This window comes from Aliirhizobium wenxiniae (assembly GCF_014201355.1).
In the GTDB taxonomy this organism is placed as follows: Bacteria; Pseudomonadota; Alphaproteobacteria; order Rhizobiales; family Rhizobiaceae; genus Neorhizobium; species Neorhizobium wenxiniae.
On the sequence record NZ_JACHEG010000002.1, the window covers coordinates 1,272,215 to 1,293,788 of the forward strand.

Consider the following 21,574-nt stretch of genomic DNA (forward strand, 5'->3'; position numbering starts at 1 on the left):
CGATCCGCTGTAGGCGTGCCAGTTTCGCCGCGACACCAAGGGCAGACCATGAAGATTACCGATCCAGGCGACTTTCACGAACGCATCCGGCGCAGCTTCACCAAACAGAATGCCATGGAGATGCTCGGTGCGGAACTGACCCGCATCCAGCAGGGCATGGTGGAGATCGAGCTTCCCTTCGATCCGAAACTCACCCAGCAGCACGGGTTTCTGCATGGTGGCGTCATTTCGGCTCCGCTTGAAACAGCCTGTACCTATGCCGCCTACACGGTGATCGCTCCGGAAGTTTCGCTTCTGACGATCGAGTTCAAGGTCAACCTGCTTTCGCCCGGTCGCGGCGAGCGTTTCCTGTTCCGCGGCGAAGTGACCAAGCCCGGATCGACGATCATTGTGGCCGATGGCCGTGCCTATGCGATCGGCGACGGGCCGGCAAAACTGATTGCCTCGATGACCACATCGATGATGGTCATCCGCGATCGACAGGACGTGGTGGAATGAGTTTCGAACTGAAGCAGATTGGCCGGCATTCAGTGCTGTTCGTCATGGCCGTCGATGCCGAATATGGGCCGCATCTCAAGTCTCGCATCAAACCGCTGATGACCGGTGTCGGTCCGATCGAGGCCGCGATCGTGCTGTCGCATGCGCTGACCAAGCTGCAAGCCAAAAACGAGATGCCGGATCTGATCGTGTCGCTCGGCTCGGCAGGTTCCCGGACGCTGGAACAGACGGAGGTCTACCAGGTCTCCTCGGTTGCCTATCGCGACATGGACGCTTCGCCGCTCGGTTTCGAGAAGGGCCGCACACCCTTCCTCGATCATCCGGCTATCATGCCGCTGCCATTGCGTATCCCCGACGTTGCGGAGGCTGCGCTTTCCACCGGCGGCAATATCGTCTCCGGCGCGGCCTACGATCTGATCGCTGCAGACATGGTGGACATGGAAACCTTCGCCATCATGCGCTGCTGCCAGTTGTTCGGCATTCCACTGATCGGTTTGCGCGGCATTTCCGACGGGAAGGCCGAGCTGAAGCATGTCGATAACTGGACCGAATATCTGCATGTCATCGACGAGAAGCTGGCTGGCGTCATCGACAGGCTAGGAAACGCCCTAGAAAGCGGCGATTTGGCTTTCTGAGCAGTTGCAAAAATCGGGGTTCTTCATTAAAGGCTCGCCATGACCCAGATAGCTCACCCCGACAGCATCCTCATCATCGATTTCGGCAGCCAGGTGACGCAGCTGATTGCGCGCCGCATCCGCGAAGCGGGTGTCTACTGCGAAATCCATCCGTTCCAGAACGCCGCTGAAGCTTTCGACAAGCTTAGCCCGAAGGGCGTCATCTTTTCCGGCGGCCCGGCTTCGGTGACCACCGAAGGCAGCCCGCGTGCTCCGCAGGCCGTGTTCGACAGCGGCGTGCCGATCCTCGGCATCTGCTACGGCCAGCAGACGCTCTGCACCCAGCTTGGTGGTGTCGTCGAAGGTGGCCATGCCGCCGAATTCGGCCGCGCCGATGTGGAAGTGAAAAAGGCCAGCCCGCTGTTCGACGGTTTCTGGGAACAGGGCGGTCGTTACCCGGTCTGGATGAGCCACGGCGACCGCGTGACGAAACTGCCGGAAGGTTTCGAGGTTATCGCGACCTCCGAGAACGCCCCGTTCGCCATCGCGGCCGACGAGAGCCGCCATTACTACACGACGATGTTCCATCCGGAAGTGGTGCACACGCCGGATGGCGCCAAGCTTCTCTCTAACTTCGTGCACAAGATCGTCGGCCTGAAGTCCGACTGGACCATGGCTGCCTACCGCGCCGAAATGATCCGCAAGATCAAGGATCAGGTTGGCAATGAGCGCGTCATCTGCGGCCTGTCCGGCGGCGTCGACTCGTCCGTTGCGGCGATCCTCATCCATGAGGCGATCGGCGACCAGCTGACCTGCATCTATGTCGATCACGGCCTGATGCGTCAGGGCGAGACCGAACAGGTCGTCGGCATGTTCCGCGACCATTACAACATCCCGCTCGTGGCTGTTGATGCATCCGACATGTTCCTGACCCAGCTTGCCGGCGAAAGCGACCCGGAAGTGAAGCGCAAGACGATCGGTCGCCTGTTCATCGAAGTGTTCGAAGCGGAAGCGGCCAAGATCGCTGCCGACGGCAAGGGCGAACCGCGCTTCCTCGCGCAGGGCACGCTCTACCCGGACGTTATCGAAAGCGTTTCCTTCTCCGGTGGCCCTTCGGTCACGATCAAGAGTCACCACAATGTTGGCGGCCTGCCCGAGCGCATGAACATGCAGCTCGTCGAGCCGTTGCGCGAACTCTTCAAGGACGAAGTCCGCGCACTTGGCCGCGAACTCGGCCTGCCGGAGTCGTTCATCGGCCGTCACCCCTTCCCGGGTCCGGGCCTCGCCATCCGCTGCCCGGGCGGCGTGACACGCGAAAAGCTCGACATCCTGCGCAAGGCAGATGCGATCTATCTCGACGAAATCCGCAAGGCCGGTCTCTACGACACGATCTGGCAGGCTTTTGCCGTGCTGCTGCCGGTGCAGACCGTCGGCGTCATGGGTGATTACCGCACCTACGATTTTGTCTGCGCATTGCGCGCCGTGACCTCGGTCGACGGCATGACGGCGGATTTCTACCCCTACGACATGAACTTCCTCGGCCGTGTGGCAACCCGCATCATCAACGAAGTCCGCGGCATCAACCGCGTGGTTTATGATGTGACGAGCAAGCCGCCCGGCACGATCGAGTGGGAATAACAGACTGACAGATCTGTCGGCGCACCATCACGACATGGTGCGCCGATAGCTTATTTTGCTTTTCCGCCATGGGAAGGCATTTCGGGAAATTGGATACCGAGACAAGCGTGGCTTGTTCAAAATTCCAAAAGAGAAAGACCGTTCAGATAACTATCAGCTTCAAGGTCTAAGGTTGCGGTTCAACCGCATCTGTGGATGGATAGGGCAGACAGATAATCACGCTCCCTCCACGGCATCTTTCATCACCTTCGAGTTTTCTCCCAAGCTCTGGATATCTTCCCATGCTCAAACGCCTCTACAACTGGACGATGGCGCTCAGCGCCCGCAAGTCTGCGGAAGTCTGGCTTGCCGTCATCGCATTTGTCGAAAGTTCCATCTTTCTCGTACCCGCCGATGTGCTCTTCCTGCCCATGGCGCTGGCAAGGCCCGAACGGGCCTGGCGTTATGCGCTGGTCGCGACGGTGTTTTCGGTTCTCGGTGGCATTGCAGGCTGGTGGATCGGCTCATTTGCCTTCGATGCGATCGCCGCTCCGATCCTGGAATTCTGGGGCAAGCTCGACACGTTCAACGAGCTGAAGGCCGGGATCACTTTCGAGACGATCCTGCTGATGCTGGTGACCTCCGGTTTCGCGCATCTGCCGCCGATCAAGGTGGTGACGATACTTTCCGGTGCGGTGCATGTGAACATCTGGCTGTTCATCGTCTCGGCACTCGTTACGCGCGGTGCGCGCTTCTTCCTGCTGGCCTGGCTCTTGCGCCGTTATGGCGAGGACATCCGCCACTTCATCGAGAAACGTCTCGGCAAGATCGCGATGATCGGTGCCTCTGTGCTGATCGTCGTATTCGCAGGTTACAAGCTTCTGCTGGCGCACTGAGCGCCGGCAGAAGCTCAAAAAAGAGACTGCTGTGCCGGCTCGGGCGGCGTGAGACGTACGCCCTCAAGCTCGAGCATACGCTGTTTCGAAGTCGACCCTCCGGGAGCGGAAAAACCACCGAGCTTGCCACCAGCGGCCAGCACCCGGTGGCAGGGTATGATCAGCGCCACGGGATTTTTCGCCATGGCCTGCCCCACATCACGCGCAGCCTCCGGCCCAAGGCCGAGTTCCTTGGCGATCGTGCCATAGGTGCTCGTGTGACCCCAGCCGATACGGCGGGCGGCGGCATAGATATTCCTGAAGACCTCATCCTGGCCTGCAAGATCCAGACGGATATCGGAAAAGTCGATACGCTCACCGGCGAAATACCGTTTCACCAGCGCGATCGTCTCTCCAATCTCCACGGGCGGTGGCGATTTTTGACCGTCACCGATCCGGCGCAGGAGAAGGTGCTCGGTCGACAACTCGCTGCTTGTCGGTAGCTGAAAACGGGTGATACCGGCATCATTCCACGCAATGCCGCAGAAGCCGCCAGCGGTTTCGAAAATCGCATATCGATGTCCGGCCATGAGCTCACTCCGTTCGTGTGATTTCCCCTCGCAGAATCCTATTTCATGGACAGGCAATCAACCCGTTTCTTGCGCCTTTGGATCTTCAGTTATTTTCTTCGCGATCAATGTTCGCTTTATGTTCTTTATTGTCAAATGAATTCCGCTATACTGCCTCACCCGCATAATCCCGCGTTGATGAATAATGGGAGGTGCAGAGTTGCAGTACCACCAGCCATCGCTGCCATTGACAGGCAATGCTCCTGAGAAAAACCGATCCGGACATCCTCACTTCGCACCTCGGCGGAGAAGTGAACTCTTTTTCGTACTGAAACCGCCGCCCTCGTTGGCCGAGGAGATATACAAGGCGGCTTGCGAGCATGCGCATGGTCGCACCAACCGCCAACCTCATCCGGCGCATCTGCTGCATGTGAGCCTGTTGTCGATGGACGAATTCGACGAGCCACCTTACGAACTCATTCCCCGGATCGAAACTGCAATCGGATCGATCAGGGCATGCCCGCTCACAGTGACTTTGGACGGTTGCGCGATCTACGGAGGCGGGCGGCATCTGGCGCTGACAAGTGCGGGGAAGAATACCGATATTCAGGCATTCGCGCGGATGCTTCACTGCGCGCTGAGCCGGCATAACCTGCCGCGGCAGGCATTTCGCGCACCTTCGCCTCATGTCACCATCATCTATGGCTACGGGTGCAAGGAGGTTCTGAATATTGGGAAACCATCTACATGGCAGGCGCGTGAATTTGCGCTTGTCTACAGCCACAAGGGCGAAACGCGCCATGAGCCATTTGGATGCTGGCGTTTTAACGTCGACGCTCCACCATATTCCAGGCCGCCAAGCCAGTTATCGCTTTTGGATGAACCAATCACCGGCGGCGACCGAAATCCCGCTCTCACAACAAAGGCCGCCATTCGAAATGACGGCCCGCGAGAAACCATGTGATATTCGGCAATTAGCCGATGCGGTCGAAAGCCTTGGGATCGATACCGAGAATGGTCAGATCGCTGTTCTTCGGACGACGATGGTTTTCAACGGCAGCCGAAGCAGAAACTGCAGCGCCGAAAATTGCGAAGGCGCGGCTGATACGGCTACCACGGTTTTTGTTCTGGGCGTACATGACATCAACTCCTTTTCTGTCGGCTAATATATGCGCCCAAGACCTCGTCTTCACAACGCATACGCGCACAGATCAGCCATGCGAACTTGGCATGCCACTATTTGATCTGCCTCATTGGCTTGCATTCTGCGATGTGGTGTTGTTATCGCTTCGCTGACCAGTCCGGCATCGCGTGATGCGGGCAAAAGGGACAAAAGGACGGCGAAATGGCGATCACCATCTACGGCATCAAGAACTGCGACACGATGAAGAAGGCGCGGACCTGGCTGGACCAGAAGGGTGTGAGCTATGCATTCCACGACTACAAGACATCGGGTATCGATCGCGACCATTTGCAAGCATGGGTCGATAAAGCCGGATGGGAAGTGGTGCTGAACCGCGCCGGCACGACCTTCAAGAAACTCGATGAGGCCGATCGCCAGGATATCGATCAGGCGAAGGCGATTGAGCTGATGCTGGCGCAGCCGTCGATGATCAAGCGGCCGGTGCTGGAAGCGGATGGAAAGCTGCTGATCGGCTTCAAGCCCGAGATTTACGAAAATGCTTTCCGGGACGCCTGAGAATGTCGAAGACTACGCGCGCAACCCAGACCCTCGACAGGCTGAAAATCGCTTATACGACCGTTTCCTACGACTATGATCCCAATGCCGACCGGATCGGGCTGCAGGCGGCGGAGGCGATCGGCGAAGAGCCGAAACGCGTGTTGAAGACACTGATGGCCGAACTCGATGGCAAGCCTATCTGCGTCGTGGTGCCGTCCGATCACGAAGTGTCGATGAAAAAGCTCGCTTCGGCCTTTGGCGGGAAATCTGCCCACATGATGAAGCCGGCCGATGCGGAGCGCTTGACGGGTTACCATGTCGGCGGCATCAGCCCGCTCGGCCAGAAGAAGCTCGTGCCGACCGCGATCGAGATTACCGCGCTGGACGAACCTTATATCTTCGTCAACGGCGGCCAGCGTGGATTGCAGATACGCTTGGTGCCGGCTGATGCGAAAGAGGCTCTGAAGGCGATCGCCGCTCCGCTGATTGCCTGACGACCGCATGTCCAAGACTTCAATTTTGCCCCAAAGCTCTCTAAGTCTAGCCTCACACGAATAATCGAGAGGCTGAGCCATGACCATCGTCCCGAACATCCAGACGTCCATCGATCCGATCAAGCTCGAGAAGCTTGGCGAAGTCGCCGTGAAGGTGGGGCTTGGGCTGGAAAAGGGGCAGGATCTCGTCATCACCGCCCCGATCGCCGCACTGCCGCTGGTTCGCTTCATCACCAAACACGCTTACATGGCCGGCGCGGGTCTGGTCTCGGCCTTCTATTCCGACGAGGAAACGACACTCGCTCGTTATCAGCATGCACCGGACGCCAGCTTCGACAAGGCTTCCAACTGGCTTTACGAGGGCATGGCCAAGGCTTACGAGAACGGTGCCGCCCGGCTTGCGATCGCCGGCGACAATCCGATGCTGCTTTCTGGCCAAGATCCGGCCAAGGTTGCCCGTGCCAACAAGGCCAATTCCATGGCCTACAAGCCGGCGCTCGAAAAGATCGCCAATTTCGACATCAACTGGAACATCGTTTCCTATCCCAATCCATCCTGGGCACGTCAGGTTTTCCCTGACCTGCCGGAAGACGCTGCGGTTGCCAAGCTGGCTGAAGCGATCTTCGCCGCCTCGCGCGTCAACGTCGCAGATCCGGTAGCAGCCTGGGCGGAGCATAATGCAAACCTTAGGAAGCGTTCGACCTGGCTGAATGGTGAGCGTTTTGCAGCGCTGCATTTCACCGGTCCCGGCACCGACCTGACCGTTGGCCTGGCAGACGGCCATGAATGGCATGGCGGCGCGTCCACGGCGAAGAACGGGATTACCTGCAACCCGAATATCCCGACCGAAGAAGTCTTCACCACGCCGCATGCGCTTAGGGTTGAGGGCCATGTATCGAGCACCAAGCCGCTGTCGCATCAGGGCACGCTGATCGACAATATCCAGGTGCGGTTCGAAGGCGGCCGGATTGTCGAGGCGAAAGCTTCGAAGGGCGAGGAAGTGCTGAACAAGGTGCTGGATACGGATGAGGGCGCACGCCGGCTCGGCGAAGTGGCGCTGGTGCCGCATTCTTCGCCGATCTCGGCGAGCGGCATCCTGTTCTACAACACGCTCTTCGACGAAAACGCCTCGTGCCACATTGCGCTCGGCCAGTGCTATTCGAAATGCTTCCTCAACGGCGCTTCGCTGACGCAGGAAGAGATCAAGGCACAAGGTGGCAATTCCTCGCTCATCCATATCGACTGGATGATCGGCTCCGACAAGGTCGATATCGACGGCATCAAGCCGGACGGCTCCAAGGTTCCGGTGATGCGCAGGGGTGAATGGGCCTGAGGCAGCAAGTTGCCTGTCAAAGATAACGGCGCAGCACATGTGTGCGGCGCCGTTTGCGTCTTGAGCAGGATTTTTTCGGCTCCAACCATCCCTTCGGCATAACGTCTGTTGCCGGCTCACATTCTTTGCGGTGAAATCCCGGCGGGTGCTTTCTGCGACCCGCCAAAAGCTGGCTGATCTCTTTCACGAAGGAATACAGCATGCCGATTTTTCCGCATAAGACGATCCTCCCGATATTGCTTGCCGCCCTGTCCTTTTCACCCGCCCTGGCGGAGGAACAAGGCTTGTGGAAAGTTTATAATGACAGCCTGAAAGGCGCCAAATACGTCGATCTGACCCATACGATCACGCCGAACATTCCGGTCTGGGCAGGTTTCGGCAAACCGAGCTTCGGCCAAGCCGCCGCCGGCACCGATCTTGAGGGTTATGCCAAGAAGGGCGAAACCTTTACCTTCGAAAAACACGGCTTTGCCGCTTCAACATACAATCTGACGACCGACCAGCTCGGCACACAGCTCGACCCTCCGGCACATTGGGCACCGGAATATGCGGCGATCGACGAGCTGCCTGCGACCTATGCCATACGGCCGCTGGTGGTCATCAACATCGAGGACAAGGTGAAGACGGATGCCGGTTATCATCTGCAGGTCTCCGATATTACCGATTTCGAGGCGAAACATGGCCTGATACCGGAAGGTTCGGTGGTCTTCGTCCGATCCGGCTGGTCGAAGACATGGCCCGATCCGGCTCTTGCGACAGCTCGTCCATTCCCGGGCGTGGGGCTGGAGGCACTGAAATTCCTGCATAACGAGCGCAAGATCCTGTTTCACGGGCATGAACCGCTCGACACCGACACAACGCCCAATCTGGAAGGCGAATACTGGCTGATGCACAACGGATATGCCCAGGCTGAGGGCGTCGCCAATCTGGACAAGGTGCCGGAAACGGGCGCACTCGTCGCGATCGGGTATCCGAAATTCGGCGGCGGCGTGGGCGGCTATGCGCGCTACATCGCCATTTGCCCACCCGATTGGCCCCATGGCGTGACGATCGGTTCGATCCCCGAAGCACCGCTGCAGAAGTTCGACAAGCCGCTGCATTTCGATGAGCAGGCCGGCATGCGCGTCCGCTGATTTACCTGATCTCTTGCGCCGCGCTTCCTTAACCAGCGCGGCGCAAGCTTATTCGTCAAGCATCCGCAAATCATCACGACGGAAGCAGATAAGAACAGGCCAAGAAACATGGCTTTCCTCCGTGGTGTTCATATGAACCGGAGGGTTGTGAATGCCAGTGATTACATTTGCGAATACGAAAGGCGGCGCAGGCAAGACCACAATGGCGCTTGTCGTGGCCGGGGAGTTGGCAAAGCGAGGTTTTCGCGTTGCCATGCTGGACGCTGATCCGCAGCAGTGGGTTTCCCGCTGGATGACGCGGATGGCGAAGATGCCAAAATTTTCGATCATCGCCCATATCGATGCCGATAATATCGAGAAGACGATCAAGGACCTGAAGAAACGTAACGACTATGTGGTGGTGGACCTGCCCGGCGGCGTGACACCGCTGCTCGCAAAGGGTCTCGGCTTTTCCGACCACGTCTTCGTGCCCGTCCAGGGTTGCGCGCTCGATGCCGCGGGCGGCGCGCAGGTGCTCGACATCCTGAAGAAGCTGAAGAGCGAATGCGACATCCATATCGCGCATTCGGTGGCGCTTACCCGTGTCAGCTCGATCATCACCACACGGGCGCTGCTTGCGGTGAAAGGCATGCTGGCGCAACAGGGCGTCCATGTACTTGCAACGCCGCTGATCGAACGCGCCGCCTATCGCGACATGTTCGATGCCGGAACCCTGATCGACGCTCTCGATCCGGAAGCCGTCAGCAATCTTGCCAAGGCTCAGGACAATGCACGCCTGCTGGTCGACGAGATTGCGCAGCTTGTTCCCGTCCCGGTCAAGGTTCCGAAGACCGCCAAATCGACAGCGACTGCCAAAGCAAAGGCGGAGACACCCCGCAAGACCGCGGCTGCCAAGAAAGCCGCCTGATCCCGCCTACTGGCTGGAACGTCCCCCTTCCAGCCATTCACTTCAGAAGAGACTGCCCTGCTTCGGCGGCCCGGATGCGACATCGGGCTTCGGCGCTTTCCGCTTCGGCGGAACTGCAGCCGGAGCCGCCTGTCCGGGATCGGTCGGGCCCTGTGTTTCACCGGCAACCGCCAGAATGCGGCCATCGGCGAACTCGATCGAAATCGCGCTGCCTTCCGCAACATTTGCCGCGCGCGTCAGGGCGCGATCCGCGCCATCCCGCACCACGGCATACCCGCGCTTGAGCACATTCTTGTAGGAGAGTGACTGCAGCACACGATCCTGCCCCGCCAGCACCGAGCGGCTGCGGGACAAGGTGTGGGCAAGCGCCGTATCCGCCTGACGGATCAGGGCGGCCAGATGCTGGCTCTCGCGCTGCAGATGGCCGGCCAGACGCGCAGGCAATGATTTCAGCGAGGCGTCGATACGCGCCAGTCGCCCTTTTTCGCTAAGGATCTGCCGCTCCACGCAGCGATCTGCCCGCAGGAGCCGGTCGGCCAGAGCCTGCCGCTGCAGTGCCAGCCGGTTCGTCAGCAGGTCAAGCCGCAGCCCGGAAGAGGCACGCTCATACGTGCGGCGCTTGGCGATCGTCGTGCGTTCCAGCGAACGGCCCAAGCCGGCTGCCGCCTCATCGAAACGACGGCGGGGAAGCGCCAGCAACTGGTCAAGCGAGGGAAGTGCCCGCACAAGCGCGCGCAAGGACTGGCTGCGATGATCCATCTGCCTCGATGCGCTGCCGCGCAAACGCGCCGAAAGGTTAGCAAGTTGAGCATCAAGATCGGCCTTTACCGGTACCGCCATTTCGGCAGCGCCCGTCGGTGTTGGGGCCCGCACATCCGCTGCATGATCGATCAGCGTCCAGTCGGTCTCGTGGCCGACGGCTGAAATCAGCGGGATCGCACTCTCGGCTGCAGCTCGCACGACGATCTCGTCGTTGAAGCTCCAGAGGTCCTCAAGACTGCCACCACCACGAGCGACGATCAGCACATCCGGCCTCGGCATTGGATCACCGGGGCGGACGGCGTTGAAGCCACGGATGGCGGCTGCGACTTCCTCGCCCGAACCCTCACCCTGTACTTTGACCGGCCAGACGACGACATGGACGGGAAAACGATCGGTGATGCGATGCAGGATATCACGAATGACAGCGCCTGTCGGAGAGGTCACGACGCCGATAACGCGCGGCAAATAGGGCAAGGGCCGCTTGCGTTCCTTGTCGAAAAGCCCTTCGGCGGCGAGCTTGCGGCGGCGCTCTTCCAGGAGCGCCATCAGCGCGCCAGCACCGGCGGGTTCAAGGTTTTCGATGACGATCTGGTATTTCGACGAGCCGGGGAAGGTCGTAACCTTGCCGGTGGCAATGACTTCCATGCCCTCTTCGGGGCGGAATCTCAGACGGGAAAACGTACCCTTCCAGACCACGGCATCGATGCGCGACCTGTCATCCTTGAGGCTGAAATAGGCATGGCCGGACGAGTGCGGCCCGCGATAACCGGAAATCTCGCCCCTGACCCGCACATGGTCGAAGGCGTTCTCGACGGTTCGCTTGATCGAACCGGAAAGCTCCGAGACCGAAAATTCAGTCAGATTGCTTTGTGCTTCGGGTGCGAACGTGCTGCTCATCTTTTTGTTCTAACCGATCGTCAGAAGGATTTCATCCGCCGGCATGCGGATTGATGTGGACGAGATGGAGAGCGGCACCGATCCTTTTCCGTGCGTGCGTCCCCGGCCCGCGTGGCCGTGAGATAATCCGGGCAGTTCAAACCGGAGAAAACTGCCATGACCGATCCTTTTGCCAATACCCAACCCTCTCTTTCAAGCCCCGCCTCCGCAGGAGGAGCCGTCACACCCAGCGACACGGCCCCGTTTTCGGTTCCCAGCCGTGCGCTTTATGTCGGCAGTGGCGGTGATCTTGCGGTGCGGATGCTCTCCGGCGACGATCTCTCGTTCACCGGCGTATCGTCCGGCAGCTTCCTGCCGATCCGCGTGGTCCAGGTGCATTCCACGGGCACGACAGCGGGCGCAATCGTCGCATTGTTCTAATATGCGAACCGGACAATAATGGAACCCGACCAATGCTGCCGCGTTGCGTCCATATGGAGGAATGGACTTAGGTCGGAGGACAAGCGACCTAAGTCTTAACAGTGATCGGTCAATCGTAGCTAAAAAAATGACCCGCCGTTAGGCATGATGCGAAAGCATTCTTTAGAGGGTCGTAAGATATACGATCTCCGACACACAGGAAGGAGATCCGCCGTGTTATTTCTAACGGCAACAACCATTGGCCTCTTGGCCGGCATGACACGCAGTCTCGCGTCTATAATCGCGGCTGCATTGCTTATTCCCGTTGTCTTTTTTGTTGCTGCCCTCTTCGGCGCCACAAGCATGCTTGGCTTGCTTATCGCTATACTCGGTTTCAACTTCGGACTGATCAATCTGGTCGTCGCGGCTGCGTTCATCCAGTCATTCCGTCACGCCTGACTTATTTCGGATCAGCTTCGTTAACGACAAAAAGCTGGAATTTGCCATCCGATCGGACCGGCGAGAGATAGGCCGGCAACTCGCCTCGTGCCAATGATGCGTAGAGGCCATCACGGTAAAGCTCGATAAGATTTTCGGTTTGCGGATCGTTTCTGCAAAATGCAAGTGCGTTCACACCCGCATTTTTGAGAAGTGCGAGTGCATCATCCGGCTTTGCCATGCCAATGTGAAGTTCCGCCAGCATGCCACCCTGGTTGCGATGATAGGGAGCGGCCAGAACGCTATGCTGCGTAAACCTCAAGATACCCGCGCCACGATTTGAAGGAGCGGCAATCATTCCCGGCGGAAGACTGCGAAGCGCCACCATATCCTGGGCATCGCCGCATGTATTGTCTTCACCGGCGTTCTCCGTAGCAAGAACGTCCATGCTGGTGGCGCCGAAACCCTGTTTCAGGATGACGCCGCCCAGCCCCCAGACGACGGGGACGGATGCCAAGGTCGCCAGGACAAATCCAAGATTGATCGAAATACTCTTCGGATTGTCTCGCGCCTTTTTCTGAAGATCGGCAATCAGTAACGCGAGCGGCGGAATACTCAGGAGATTTGCGAAAAGGCTGCCACGGATCTGGACCAGGGCAACCGCCCAGCTCACAGAAACAAGCGCTAGAAACAGGAGATGCAGGCCACGATCGTCGCCGCGCCAGATACGAAAGGCACAGGCGAAGACAGCGAACAGTCCGACGACGTAGAAACCTGCAATGGTTTCCGGAAACTGCTGCATCTGTGCCGTTATGGATTGCGCCTCAGTAACGTGGTTCAGCCAGAGCTCAACCAGCATCGGATCAAGATTGGCGAGCGGACTGCCAAGGCATTGCGGCGCGATGAGCAGAGCCACTGCGCCAATAACCGCGCCCAGGACGAAAGACGCTGCAAGCCTGATACCCATTCCGGCGCGCGCCGGAAGGCAGGTAAGGCTGAGAAGCCCAGCCCCTCCTAGCGCCGAGAGAGAAAAGAAGCCGAGTGAAAGGTTATCGCAGGTGACAGCGGCGTATGAGCTTGGTGGAATCGTGGCAAGAAATTCAGCCGTAATAGCAAGCGCGAGAGAGAGACCGAATGCGCGGGCAGCGGAGGCAAATACGGCCCCTTGCCAAATCCAGCGGGCGGCGACGCATATACATACGATGGCAACAAAAGGTGTGGTTTCCGCCCCTATGGCAATTGCCAAAGCAGTAGCGATCCCTGCGACGGCGTGGCCCAGCTTATTTCCGCGGCGATCCGCCAGAAGTGCAGTGATCCCGATTGCCAGAACAAGCTGGACATTGTGGTGGTCGAGCGCGCCCGGACGGAACTTCATGCAGGTAAAGGCAAAGAGTGCACCTAGGCCAAGCGCGATATGCATCACCCGCGGCCCATCGTTCTCACTACCCAGGCGCCGACCAGCGAAACCGATGGCGAGCAGAAGCGGGCCAATGAGCAGAAGTGGCCAGACACTGGCCGCCAGGCCTTCGGCCATCTCCACAGGCATGAACAGCGAAAACAGCTTGATAAGTCCGCCGATCGGCGCATCGATGAAGCGGGACCAGTGCATCAGGGTCCCGCCGGAAAGGCCGAGACGGTACTGCATAAGGTCAAACCAGCTCTGGCCACCAAGCCAGTCGCGAATTTCCACCAGCCGCATGACATCGTCATTGTCGGGACCGATCAGATCCTTTGCTTTCGGCACGGAGATGAGTGCGATGGCAACCGCAGTCATCAGCCAGTAAAGCGCGACTGCAGGAAAAAGCCGGGACAGAACGGAGGCTGAAGCAGGCACGGCATCCTGCCGGGACATCTCATCTGTCGTCGTGTTCATCATTCACACTTGTTTTGAGCACTTAAGGAAGTCCCGCAACCTAAACTTAACCTTCCCAAGAAATAGTAAAGCAGACAGGGCAGGCCGTATCTGCACTGGATTTTCCGCGTACAGAGTGAAAATCATGAGTGATATTTCTGCCGGTAATCATGCCAGCGCACATTTCGGCACTTTGGCGGGTTCCATTGCCGGTGATCTGTCGATTGCAGTGCTGATCCCCTGCTATAACGAGGCATCGACAATCGGCGATGTCGTGCATGGCTTTCGGGAGGTTCTCCCGACTGCGCGCGTTTACGTCTACGACAACAATTCCACGGACGGCACCGCGCTCAAGGCAATGCTGGCCGGCGCCGAGGTGATGCGCGAACGCCGTCAGGGCAAGGGCCATGTGGTGCGCCGCATGTTTGCCGATATCGACGCCGATATCTACGTCATGGCTGACGGCGACGGCACCTATTCCCCCAAAGACGCGGAGGAGCTGATCCGCATCCTGCTCACCGAACGCTCTGACATGGTTGTCGGCACCCGCCGCGGTGTTCATGACGATGCCGGTCGCCAAGGCCATGCCGCCGGAAACCGGCTGTTCAACATCCTTTACCGCAGCATATTCGGCCGCGACTTCACCGACATCTTCTCCGGTTATCGCGCCTTTTCACGTCGTTTCGTCAAAAGCTTCCCGGCCGTTTCCGGTGGCTTCGAGATCGAAACGGAAATGTCGGTTCACGCATCGCAGCTAAAATTGCCGGTGACCGAGATCGAACTCGATTACGGGCGGCGCCCCGAAGGCTCGCACTCCAAGCTCTCGACCTATCGAGACGGCGCAAAAATCCTCTGGATGTTCGCCATGCTGATGAAGGAAACACGGCCCTTCGTCTTTTTCGGCGCCATCAGCTCTGTCTTCATGGCAACGAGCCTGGTCTTCATGGCACCCGTGCTCGTTTCCTACTTCGAGACCGGGCTTGTCGATCGCATGCCTACCTGGGTCTTTTCGCTGGTTCTGATGGTGCTTTCGTTCCTGATGTTCACGGCGGGCCTGATCCTCGATTCCGTCTCACGGGCGCGGGCCGAACAGTTGCGCATCCACTATATGAGCTTGCCGCTGCAGAGCAGAGCGCCATCATCCCCGTCCGGCGAGATTTTCATCGAGCCATTGGCCCGACGAGGTGGCAAGAGCGCGGCATGAAGCGGATTTTCTGGTTCCTGTTTGCAGGCGGTATCGGCTTCCTGATCGATGTCGGCGTCAACCACCTGCTTTTGACCTACACGCCGATCGGGCCGTTCCTGTCGCGCATACCGGCGATCATGGCCGCCATGAGCTTTACCTGGTTCGTCAATCGCAACCGCACCTTCGACCCCTCCCCTCACTCGCTTGCGGTGGAAGGGTTTCGATACTGGACGGTGGGCATCACCTCAGCGCTGATCAACTACGCGATTTATTCCGCGCTGATCGCCCGCGCGCCGATCCAGCCGGCGGTCGCGATCGTTTTCGCGTCCGCGGCTGCGACGGTCTACAGCTTTTTCGGCTATTCCCGTTTCGTGTTTCGCCACAAGAACTGAAGCAGTTCCAGCAAAAGTGTGAAGCGGTTTTGCCGGAACTGCCCAGAGCCGAGGGCTAGACGGCTTCCCAGCCATCATGCTCGCCGGCGCGATAGATCGCGTCAATGAAGCGCTGGTTCTTGACCGAACTCTCCAGCGTCACGATTTCCGAGGCTTCGCCCGCAACAGCCTTGGCAAAGGCCTCCGTCTGGCGACGGTATTGGCGGCTGTCGGGGAAGCGGAAGATCTGCGAGATATTGTGCTTCTGGTTGGTCAATTCGACCTCTTCGGCGCCATAACGATCCGCATTGAAGGGCGATTTCAGCTCGATGAAACCTTCGGTGCCGTGGAAGACCATGACCTGCCGGTTCGCCATCTGGGTGGCGATGTAGAAGCTCAATTCGAAACCGCCAAAATCCGCCTTGACGCTTGAATAGATGTCGGTGCCGAAATCAGGGTCGCGGCGCACGAGGGCCTGGACGCGCTGCGGCTCTTCGCCCGTGGCAAAACGGGTGACGATGGTCGGGTAAACGCCGATATCGGGCAATGCACCGCCGCCGAGTTCGGGGATGTTGCGCATATTGCCGGCATCGCGGTTGAAATAGCTGAAAGCGCCCTGGACATGTTTCAACTCACCAATCGCGCCATCCTTCAGCAGTTCGCGCACCTTGTGCCAGACCGGCGCGTAGGTGACCATGAAGGCTTCCGATACGACCACCTTGTTACGGTCACGCGCCTCAATGAGGGCATCCAGTTCCGACGCCTTCAGCGCCAGCGGCTTTTCGACGAGAACATGCTTGCCGGCATTGGCGGCCTTGATCGACCATTCGACATGCTGGCTGGTCGGCAGCGGAATGTAGACGGCATCGATGACGTCGGAGGCAAGCATTTCCTCATAGGAGCCAAAGGCATGCGGCACGCCGAAACGATCGGCCAGCGCCCGCGCCTTCGTCACGTCGCGGCTCGCGACCGCCGTGATCACGGCGTTCTCGGCATCCTGTATCGCCGGCATGACGACCTCTCTTGCAATCTTGGCCGTCGACAAAATCCCGAAACGCAGCATGACGCTCTCCTCTTGCACATCTTCCTGCAAGCTTAGGGTGGGGATGCGACCGGTTCAATGCGCGCTTTTGGCTTTCGTGAAAAATCGGACCCAAGCGCAAATAATGGATTGCGGCCTTCCCGTTTGCAGGACTAACCTTGGCCCTCCCACCGCAAACGATCTCAAAATCAGAATATCTGGAGTATCCCATGGAGTTGCGCAAACTCGGCCGGACCGGTCTTTCCATTTCGCCTGTCGTATTCGGCGGAAACGTGTTCGGCTGGACCGCCGACGAGAAAACCTCGTTCGACCTCATCGACCGTTTCTTCGACGCCGGCTTCAACACGATCGATACCGCGGACGTCTATTCGAAATGGGTCGACGGCCATTCCGGCGGCGAAAGCGAAACGGTGATCGGTAAATGGCTGAAGCGCGGCACGGTTTCCCGCGACAAGGTGATCATCGTCACCAAGGTCGGCCATCCTTCGATGGACGACAGGAAGCTGAAAGCCAGCTGGATCGTCGAGGCCGTCGACAATTCGCTGCAGCGCCTGCAGACCGATTATATCGACCTCTACCTGTCGCATTTCCCGGATGACGACACGCCGCACGAAGAAACGCTCGGCGCCTATGCGAAGCTCAAGGAACAGGGCAAGATCCGCGCGATCGGCTGCTCCAACTACAGCGCCGAACAGCTTAAGGCTTCGCTTGAGGCCGCTGCGAAGGACGGCCTGCCGCGCTACGACGTACTGCAGCCGGAATACAATCTCTACACCCGCGACAAGTTCGAGGGTGCACTTGCCGATCTCTGCATTGCGGAGGATATCGGCGTGATCAGCTATTACGCCCTTGCTGCCGGCTTTCTCACGGGCAAGTACCGCAAGCCGGAAGATGCGACGGGCAGCGCCCGCGGCTACCGCATTCCGGACTATCTGAACGACAAGGGTGCAAAGGTGCTGGCGGCGCTCGATCAGGTCGCGGCAGAGACCGGCGAAAGCCTGGCAACGGTTGCGATCGCCTGGGTCGCGGCACGCCCCGGCATCAGCGCACCGATTGCCAGCGCCACCAGTCTCAGACAGCTCGACGCGATCATCGCGGCCGGCAAGCTGACCCTTTCCGATGCGCAGATGAAGCTGCTCAACGACGCAGCCTGAGGAGGACGGCTAACATCATCGTGACCATCTACGCAGTGCGAAGGTCACATCGCGTCCCTAGATCAAGAGAACCGGCACTCGCCGGTTCTAAAATCCTCAAATAGATATTGGAGATTATCATGGATCTGCGCGTACTTGGCCGGACAGGCCTTTCCATTTCGCCCGTCGTTTTCGGCGGTAACGTCTTCGGATGGACGGCAGACGAGAAAACCTCCTTCGACCTTCTCGACAAGTTCTTCGATGCCGGTTTCGACACGATCGATACCGCAGATTGTTATTCCGGCTGGGTTCCAGGCAATGCCGGCGGCGAATCCGAAACGATCATCGGCAAATGGCTGAAGCAATCCGGCCGTGCGCGTGACAAGGCCGTCATCATCACCAAGGTCGGCTCGACACCACAGGGCAGCGCCATGGAAAAGGGCCTTACGGGCGCGCGTATCATCGATGCGGTCGAAAGCTCGCTGAAGCGGCTGCAGACCGACTATATCGACCTTTACCTCTCGCATTGGCCGGACCCGCAGACACCGCATGAAGAGACGCTGGCCGCCTTCGCCAAGCTGAAGCAACAAGGCAAGATCCGCGCCATCGGATGCTCGAATTTCAACGCCGAGCAGCTCAAGGCCTCGTTCGAGGCTGCGGAAAAAGCCGGCCTGCCGCGTTACGACGTGCTGGAGCCGGAATATAATCTTTATGATCGCTCAGGCTTCGACGGACCGCTGGCCGACCTCTGCAATGCGCAGGATGTCGGCGTGATCACCTATTTCAGCCTGGCATCCGGCTTCCTCACCGGCAAATACAAGAGCAAGGCCGAGGCAGAAGCGAACCCGAACCGTGGCGGCATGGTGGCGAAATATTTCGACGAGCGCGGCACGCGGATCTTAGCCGCACTGGATGAAGTGGCCGCAGAAACCCATTCGCAGCCGGCATCGGTGGCGCTTGCGTGGATTGCCCAGCGGCCCGGCGTGACGGCGCCGATTGCCAGCGCCACCAGCGCCCGCCAGCTCGACACGCTGATTGCAGCGGGTAATCTCAAACTGACCAGCAACCAGATGGCGCTGCTCAACGACGCCAGCGCCTGAGCCCATAACAGGCGGGCCATGCAACCGGCCCGCCTTCCTTATTCAGGATCGGAGACCTTGATGCAGACGCGCAAACTGGGAAAAGACCTCACCGTTTCGGCCATCGGCCTCGGCTGCATGGGCATGAGCCACGCCTATGGCGGCCAGGACGAGGCGACGTCGATCAAGACGTTGCAGCGCGCCGTCGAAATCGGCGTGACCTTCTTCGACACCGCCGAAGTCTACGGACCCTTCGTCAACGAGGAGCTGGTCGGCAAGGCGCTGAAGCCCTATCGGGATCAGGTCGTCATCGCCACCAAGTTCGGCTTCAAGATAGACCCGACAAAGAGCGATTCCGCCGCCATGTCCGGCCTCGACAGCCGGCCGGAACATGTGCGTGAAGTGGCGGAAGCCTCGCTCAAACGCCTCGGCGTCGATGTCATCGACCTCTTCTACCAGCACCGCGTCGATCCCGAGGTTCCGATCGAAGATACGGTCGGCGCGATGGCGGATCTGGTGAAAGAAGGAAAGGTGAAGGCACTGGGCCTTTCCGAAGCCAGCGCCGAGATCATCCGCCGGGCGCATGCCGTGCATCCGATCTCCGCATTGCAGAGCGAATATTCGCTCTGGACCCGTGATCCCGAGGGCGACATCCTCGATACCTGCCGCGAGCTCGGCATCGGTTTTGTGCCCTTCAGCCCGCTCGGCCGCGGTTTCCTCACCGGCAAGATCAAGAGCACGGCAGATTTCGGCGAAGGCGACCTGCGCAGCAAACTGCCCCGCTTCGAAGCCGACAACATGGCCGCCAATCTGGCGCTGGTGACACTGGTGGAAGAGATGGCGGCGCAGAAGGGCGTGAGCGCCGCGCAGCTGGCGCTTGCCTGGGTGCTCGCCAAGGGCGATTTCATCGTGCCGATCCCGGGCGCGCGAAAGATCCCCAACATGGAGCAGAATGCCGCCGCAGCAGATGTAACGCTGTCCGCCGAGGACGTGGCAAGGCTCGACGAAATGCTTTCGCCCGAAAAGATTGCCGGCGCGCGGTATGGCGCTGGTGCGGCGTGGACGCCGAAACGCTGACATCGTACAACGCCACATTGCTCCCGCTTGCGGCTTTGCTATAGTCGCGGGCGGGAGGATTTCAGCAATGTCGGAAGAACAGTCAGTCGAATCCGTCGTGCATCTCTATGTCGACGGCATGGCACTTGCCCATGCGGGCGCACTCAGAAAAGCCTTTCATCCGAATGCCTCGATCATCGGCAATTACCAGGGCAAGGTCGAGTGGATGTCACTCAACGAGTTCATCGATGCCGTTGCATCGGAAGGGCCGACGGTTGCAGGCTCACAGCCGCTGATCCAGATCGAGGCAATCGACGTGACCGGCGATGCCGCAACCGTCAAGGTGGTCGATGAGTTCGCCGGAATGCGATTTTCGGATTATCTGTCCTTGCTGAAGGTCGAAGGTCGCTGGGTGATCGTCAACAAGGTCTATCACCTGCATTCGTGAGCCGCCTCAGCGCTGCAGGTCTGGAAAACTAGTATACCATTCCGCATGGCTGCCTTCATGATTGGCCATGCCGGGTTTGGTGAGAACTCCGCGTGGCGCGACATAGCTTGAAATCCGCCTTGCCGGTCGCTCATGCCACTGGATGTTGAACGCCCATAGTTTCGGAAAGAAACACAGCGAGGCGTAAGGCAGGTGGTCGTGTATCCACCAGGCGAGCCGCTGCCAATCCTCTTGGCGATCACAGTTGTCGACCAGCCACGGCACGACCACGCAGGCAGTCGCACCCATGCAGCCATCGGCATCGCGCATGTCCCAGATATGGTCGGCGGCGGTCGCGGCATTGGTCGAGCAGTTCAGCTTGTTCCTGTTGCCGAATTCGTTGACCTCGCGCGACCGGTAACCGGAGCGGATATGCAGCCGCCCGAAGGTTGCCTGCAGCGGCTCCAGAAGCTCCTCGCAAAGACGGCTTCCGGCTTCGATCGCCAGGTCCGGATCATCGGGAATATTGGGAATGCGATAGAAGTCGGCGATTTCAGAATGGAGAAAATCTCGGAGGAAGAAGTTTTTCGACAACCGGACACGACCGAGATCCTCAAGGCCTTTCATCGAATTCGGCTTGCGCATCTCACGTTCCTCCAGACGGAAGAGAGACTAATATTCAAATGGTCAGTCTCACCACCCGTTTTCAGTGAAGCCCGTTCGAATAAATTTGATTGCATATGCAATTATCTCTGCTATGTTTGATGGATGTTCGATCATTGCCTCTATTTCAACACGACCGCACTTGCACGCCAGTTGGAGCGCGTCTGGTCGGAAGCTTTCAAGCCTTTCGACCTTACACCGTCTCAGGCATTCACGTTGCGCGCGGTTCTGGCAAAACCGGGGATGCTACATAGCGAGCTGGCCGGGACGTTGAGGATTGCGCGGGCAACCGCAACCCGCGCGGTTGATGGCCTTGTGGCCCGCGGCCTGCTCGAACGGCGATCGACGAAACAGGATGGTCGCGAATCTGAAATCCACCCGACCCCCGCTGCGTTGACATTGAAGGATGGCCTGAACGATGCCAGCAGCAAGGTTACCGCACGGCTGAAGGACGAACTCGGCGACGGCACATTTGCCGGCTTCGTCGAGCAGGCAAAGTCGATCGGCAGCCATCTGCCGTAAGTCAAACCCATATAGTTGCATAGCTA

25 protein-coding genes are annotated in these 21,574 nt (G+C 59.0%); 19 read left to right on the forward strand and 6 right to left on the reverse strand.

What is annotated here, in order from left to right; translation table 11 throughout:
- Positions 1 to 48 precede the first annotated feature (48 nt).
- From HNQ72_RS14075 to HNQ72_RS14090, 4 genes are all read left to right on the forward strand, one after another.
- Positions 49 to 498, forward strand: a complete 450-nt coding sequence (locus tag HNQ72_RS14075) for a PaaI family thioesterase (protein ID WP_183992811.1) — start codon at positions 49 to 51, stop codon at positions 496 to 498.
- On the forward strand, positions 495 to 1,133 hold the full coding sequence (locus HNQ72_RS14080) for a 5'-methylthioadenosine/S-adenosylhomocysteine nucleosidase (RefSeq protein WP_183992812.1): 639 nt from the start codon (positions 495 to 497) through the stop codon (positions 1,131 to 1,133). Before HNQ72_RS14075 ends, HNQ72_RS14080 begins: the two co-directional genes overlap by 4 nt.
- A gap of 39 nt (positions 1,134 to 1,172) precedes the next feature.
- Positions 1,173 to 2,750: a glutamine-hydrolyzing GMP synthase gene (gene guaA / locus HNQ72_RS14085; protein WP_183992813.1), complete on the forward strand. Its 1,578-nt coding sequence runs from the start codon at positions 1,173 to 1,175 to the stop codon at positions 2,748 to 2,750.
- 281 nt (positions 2,751 to 3,031) lie between these two features.
- Entirely contained in the window at positions 3,032 to 3,625 is a 594-nt protein-coding gene (locus HNQ72_RS14090) for a YqaA family protein (RefSeq protein WP_183992814.1), read from the forward strand.
- Positions 3,626 to 3,639: 14 nt separating this feature from the next.
- Here HNQ72_RS14090 and HNQ72_RS14095 read toward each other — a convergent pair whose 3' ends face one another.
- Entirely contained in the window at positions 3,640 to 4,194 is a 555-nt protein-coding gene (locus HNQ72_RS14095) for a methylated-DNA--[protein]-cysteine S-methyltransferase (RefSeq protein WP_183992815.1), read from the reverse strand.
- A gap of 199 nt (positions 4,195 to 4,393) precedes the next feature.
- Here HNQ72_RS14095 and HNQ72_RS14100 point away from each other — a divergent pair, with 199 nt between their 5' ends.
- Positions 4,394 to 5,137 carry a 2'-5' RNA ligase family protein gene (locus tag HNQ72_RS14100; RefSeq protein ID WP_183992816.1) on the forward strand — a complete coding sequence of 248 codons (744 nt, stop codon included), beginning with the start codon at positions 4,394 to 4,396 and terminating at the stop codon, positions 5,135 to 5,137.
- 10 nt (positions 5,138 to 5,147) lie between these two features.
- Here the strand turns inward: HNQ72_RS14100 and HNQ72_RS14105 are convergent, their stop codons facing one another.
- Positions 5,148 to 5,312 (reverse strand): hypothetical protein, encoded by a 165-nt coding sequence (locus HNQ72_RS14105; protein WP_183684924.1) that lies wholly within the window; start codon positions 5,310 to 5,312, stop codon positions 5,148 to 5,150.
- 206 nt (positions 5,313 to 5,518) lie between these two features.
- Between HNQ72_RS14105 and HNQ72_RS14110 the strand changes: the two genes are divergently transcribed.
- From HNQ72_RS14110 to HNQ72_RS14130, 5 genes are all read left to right on the forward strand, one after another.
- Entirely contained in the window at positions 5,519 to 5,872 is a 354-nt protein-coding gene (locus HNQ72_RS14110; protein ID WP_183992817.1) for an ArsC family reductase, read from the forward strand.
- A 2-nt stretch (positions 5,873 to 5,874) separates the two neighbouring features.
- A complete protein-coding gene (gene ybaK / locus HNQ72_RS14115; protein ID WP_183992818.1) occupies positions 5,875 to 6,348 on the forward strand; it encodes a Cys-tRNA(Pro) deacylase in 474 nt (157 codons plus the stop codon).
- A gap of 79 nt (positions 6,349 to 6,427) precedes the next feature.
- Positions 6,428 to 7,681: an aminopeptidase gene (locus tag HNQ72_RS14120; RefSeq protein WP_183992819.1), complete on the forward strand. Its 1,254-nt coding sequence runs from the start codon at positions 6,428 to 6,430 to the stop codon at positions 7,679 to 7,681.
- Positions 7,682 to 7,881: 200 nt separating this feature from the next.
- A complete protein-coding gene (locus tag HNQ72_RS14125) occupies positions 7,882 to 8,814 on the forward strand; it encodes a cyclase family protein (protein ID WP_183992820.1) in 933 nt (310 codons plus the stop codon).
- 151 nt (positions 8,815 to 8,965) lie between these two features.
- Positions 8,966 to 9,721: a ParA family protein gene (locus HNQ72_RS14130; protein WP_183992821.1), complete on the forward strand. Its 756-nt coding sequence runs from the start codon at positions 8,966 to 8,968 to the stop codon at positions 9,719 to 9,721.
- Between the two features lie 42 nt (positions 9,722 to 9,763).
- Here the strand turns inward: HNQ72_RS14130 and xseA are convergent, their stop codons facing one another.
- On the reverse strand, positions 9,764 to 11,380 hold the full coding sequence (gene xseA / locus HNQ72_RS14135; RefSeq protein ID WP_183992822.1) for an exodeoxyribonuclease VII large subunit: 1,617 nt from the start codon (positions 11,378 to 11,380) through the stop codon (positions 9,764 to 9,766).
- 156 nt (positions 11,381 to 11,536) lie between these two features.
- Here xseA and HNQ72_RS14140 point away from each other — a divergent pair, with 156 nt between their 5' ends.
- Together HNQ72_RS14140 and HNQ72_RS14145 are read left to right on the forward strand one after the other, a co-directional pair.
- Positions 11,537 to 11,800, forward strand: coding sequence for a spike base protein, RCAP_Rcc01079 family (locus tag HNQ72_RS14140; RefSeq protein WP_183992823.1), 264 nt, complete (start codon positions 11,537 to 11,539; stop codon positions 11,798 to 11,800).
- Between the two features lie 213 nt (positions 11,801 to 12,013).
- Positions 12,014 to 12,238, forward strand: a complete 225-nt coding sequence (locus HNQ72_RS14145) for a hypothetical protein (protein WP_183823684.1) — start codon at positions 12,014 to 12,016, stop codon at positions 12,236 to 12,238.
- Position 12,239: 1 nt separating this feature from the next.
- Here the strand turns inward: HNQ72_RS14145 and HNQ72_RS14150 are convergent, their stop codons facing one another.
- Positions 12,240 to 14,090, reverse strand: coding sequence for a hypothetical protein (locus HNQ72_RS14150; protein ID WP_244654369.1), 1,851 nt, complete (start codon positions 14,088 to 14,090; stop codon positions 12,240 to 12,242).
- A 172-nt stretch (positions 14,091 to 14,262) separates the two neighbouring features.
- On the opposite strand from HNQ72_RS14150, the gene HNQ72_RS14155 reads away from it, so the two are divergent.
- Positions 14,263 to 15,273, forward strand: coding sequence for a glycosyltransferase (locus HNQ72_RS14155; protein ID WP_244654415.1), 1,011 nt, complete (start codon positions 14,263 to 14,265; stop codon positions 15,271 to 15,273).
- Positions 15,270 to 15,647 (forward strand): GtrA family protein, encoded by a 378-nt coding sequence (locus tag HNQ72_RS14160; RefSeq protein WP_183992825.1) that lies wholly within the window; start codon positions 15,270 to 15,272, stop codon positions 15,645 to 15,647. Before HNQ72_RS14155 ends, HNQ72_RS14160 begins: the two co-directional genes overlap by 4 nt.
- Positions 15,648 to 15,702: 55 nt before the next feature.
- Here HNQ72_RS14160 and HNQ72_RS14165 read toward each other — a convergent pair whose 3' ends face one another.
- Positions 15,703 to 16,689, reverse strand: a complete 987-nt coding sequence (locus tag HNQ72_RS14165; protein ID WP_183992826.1) for a Gfo/Idh/MocA family protein — start codon at positions 16,687 to 16,689, stop codon at positions 15,703 to 15,705.
- Between the two features lie 188 nt (positions 16,690 to 16,877).
- Here HNQ72_RS14165 and HNQ72_RS14170 point away from each other — a divergent pair, with 188 nt between their 5' ends.
- From HNQ72_RS14170 to HNQ72_RS14185, 4 genes are all read left to right on the forward strand, one after another.
- Positions 16,878 to 17,822 (forward strand): aldo/keto reductase, encoded by a 945-nt coding sequence (locus HNQ72_RS14170; RefSeq protein WP_183992827.1) that lies wholly within the window; start codon positions 16,878 to 16,880, stop codon positions 17,820 to 17,822.
- A 119-nt stretch (positions 17,823 to 17,941) separates the two neighbouring features.
- A complete protein-coding gene (locus tag HNQ72_RS14175; protein ID WP_183992828.1) occupies positions 17,942 to 18,901 on the forward strand; it encodes an aldo/keto reductase in 960 nt (319 codons plus the stop codon).
- A gap of 60 nt (positions 18,902 to 18,961) precedes the next feature.
- Positions 18,962 to 19,957 carry an aldo/keto reductase gene (locus HNQ72_RS14180; RefSeq protein ID WP_183992829.1) on the forward strand — a complete coding sequence of 332 codons (996 nt, stop codon included), beginning with the start codon at positions 18,962 to 18,964 and terminating at the stop codon, positions 19,955 to 19,957.
- Positions 19,958 to 20,024: 67 nt separating this feature from the next.
- Positions 20,025 to 20,384 carry a nuclear transport factor 2 family protein gene (locus tag HNQ72_RS14185; protein ID WP_183992830.1) on the forward strand — a complete coding sequence of 120 codons (360 nt, stop codon included), beginning with the start codon at positions 20,025 to 20,027 and terminating at the stop codon, positions 20,382 to 20,384.
- 6 nt (positions 20,385 to 20,390) lie between these two features.
- Here HNQ72_RS14185 and HNQ72_RS14190 read toward each other — a convergent pair whose 3' ends face one another.
- Positions 20,391 to 21,008 carry a hypothetical protein gene (locus tag HNQ72_RS14190; RefSeq protein WP_183992831.1) on the reverse strand — a complete coding sequence of 206 codons (618 nt, stop codon included), beginning with the start codon at positions 21,006 to 21,008 and terminating at the stop codon, positions 20,391 to 20,393.
- A gap of 123 nt (positions 21,009 to 21,131) precedes the next feature.
- Between HNQ72_RS14190 and HNQ72_RS14195 the strand changes: the two genes are divergently transcribed.
- Positions 21,132 to 21,548, forward strand: coding sequence for a MarR family winged helix-turn-helix transcriptional regulator (locus HNQ72_RS14195; protein WP_183992832.1), 417 nt, complete (start codon positions 21,132 to 21,134; stop codon positions 21,546 to 21,548).
- The last annotated feature ends 26 nt before the right edge of the window (positions 21,549 to 21,574 follow it).

What these genes read in the sequence shown, in the direction of transcription:
- HNQ72_RS14160 (WP_183992825.1), top strand. Translation starts at nt 15,270, where the DNA reads ATGAAGCGGATTTTCTGGTTCCTGTTTGCAGGCGGTATCGGCTTCCTG.
- HNQ72_RS14130 (WP_183992821.1), top strand. Translation starts at nt 8,966, where the DNA reads ATGCCAGTGATTACATTTGCGAATACGAAAGGCGGCGCAGGCAAGACC.
- guaA (WP_183992813.1), top strand. Translation starts at nt 1,173, where the DNA reads ATGACCCAGATAGCTCACCCCGACAGCATCCTCATCATCGATTTCGGC.
- HNQ72_RS14185 (WP_183992830.1), top strand. Translation starts at nt 20,025, where the DNA reads ATGTCGGAAGAACAGTCAGTCGAATCCGTCGTGCATCTCTATGTCGAC.
- HNQ72_RS14150 (WP_244654369.1), bottom strand. Translation starts at nt 14,090, where the DNA reads ATGAACACGACGACAGATGAGATGTCCCGGCAGGATGCCGTGCCTGCT.
- xseA (WP_183992822.1), bottom strand. Translation starts at nt 11,380, where the DNA reads ATGAGCAGCACGTTCGCACCCGAAGCACAAAGCAATCTGACTGAATTT.
- HNQ72_RS14120 (WP_183992819.1), top strand. Translation starts at nt 6,428, where the DNA reads ATGACCATCGTCCCGAACATCCAGACGTCCATCGATCCGATCAAGCTC.
- HNQ72_RS14140 (WP_183992823.1), top strand. Translation starts at nt 11,537, where the DNA reads ATGACCGATCCTTTTGCCAATACCCAACCCTCTCTTTCAAGCCCCGCC.
- HNQ72_RS14175 (WP_183992828.1), top strand. Translation starts at nt 17,942, where the DNA reads ATGGATCTGCGCGTACTTGGCCGGACAGGCCTTTCCATTTCGCCCGTC.
- HNQ72_RS14080 (WP_183992812.1), top strand. Translation starts at nt 495, where the DNA reads ATGAGTTTCGAACTGAAGCAGATTGGCCGGCATTCAGTGCTGTTCGTC.
- HNQ72_RS14180 (WP_183992829.1), top strand. Translation starts at nt 18,962, where the DNA reads ATGCAGACGCGCAAACTGGGAAAAGACCTCACCGTTTCGGCCATCGGC.
- HNQ72_RS14075 (WP_183992811.1), top strand. Translation starts at nt 49, where the DNA reads ATGAAGATTACCGATCCAGGCGACTTTCACGAACGCATCCGGCGCAGC.
- HNQ72_RS14195 (WP_183992832.1), top strand. Translation starts at nt 21,132, where the DNA reads ATGTTCGATCATTGCCTCTATTTCAACACGACCGCACTTGCACGCCAG.
- HNQ72_RS14105 (WP_183684924.1), bottom strand. Translation starts at nt 5,312, where the DNA reads ATGTACGCCCAGAACAAAAACCGTGGTAGCCGTATCAGCCGCGCCTTC.
- HNQ72_RS14095 (WP_183992815.1), bottom strand. Translation starts at nt 4,194, where the DNA reads ATGGCCGGACATCGATATGCGATTTTCGAAACCGCTGGCGGCTTCTGC.
- ybaK (WP_183992818.1), top strand. Translation starts at nt 5,875, where the DNA reads ATGTCGAAGACTACGCGCGCAACCCAGACCCTCGACAGGCTGAAAATC.
- HNQ72_RS14190 (WP_183992831.1), bottom strand. Translation starts at nt 21,008, where the DNA reads ATGCGCAAGCCGAATTCGATGAAAGGCCTTGAGGATCTCGGTCGTGTC.
- HNQ72_RS14170 (WP_183992827.1), top strand. Translation starts at nt 16,878, where the DNA reads ATGGAGTTGCGCAAACTCGGCCGGACCGGTCTTTCCATTTCGCCTGTC.
- HNQ72_RS14125 (WP_183992820.1), top strand. Translation starts at nt 7,882, where the DNA reads ATGCCGATTTTTCCGCATAAGACGATCCTCCCGATATTGCTTGCCGCC.
- HNQ72_RS14090 (WP_183992814.1), top strand. Translation starts at nt 3,032, where the DNA reads ATGCTCAAACGCCTCTACAACTGGACGATGGCGCTCAGCGCCCGCAAG.
- HNQ72_RS14165 (WP_183992826.1), bottom strand. Translation starts at nt 16,689, where the DNA reads ATGCTGCGTTTCGGGATTTTGTCGACGGCCAAGATTGCAAGAGAGGTC.
- HNQ72_RS14110 (WP_183992817.1), top strand. Translation starts at nt 5,519, where the DNA reads ATGGCGATCACCATCTACGGCATCAAGAACTGCGACACGATGAAGAAG.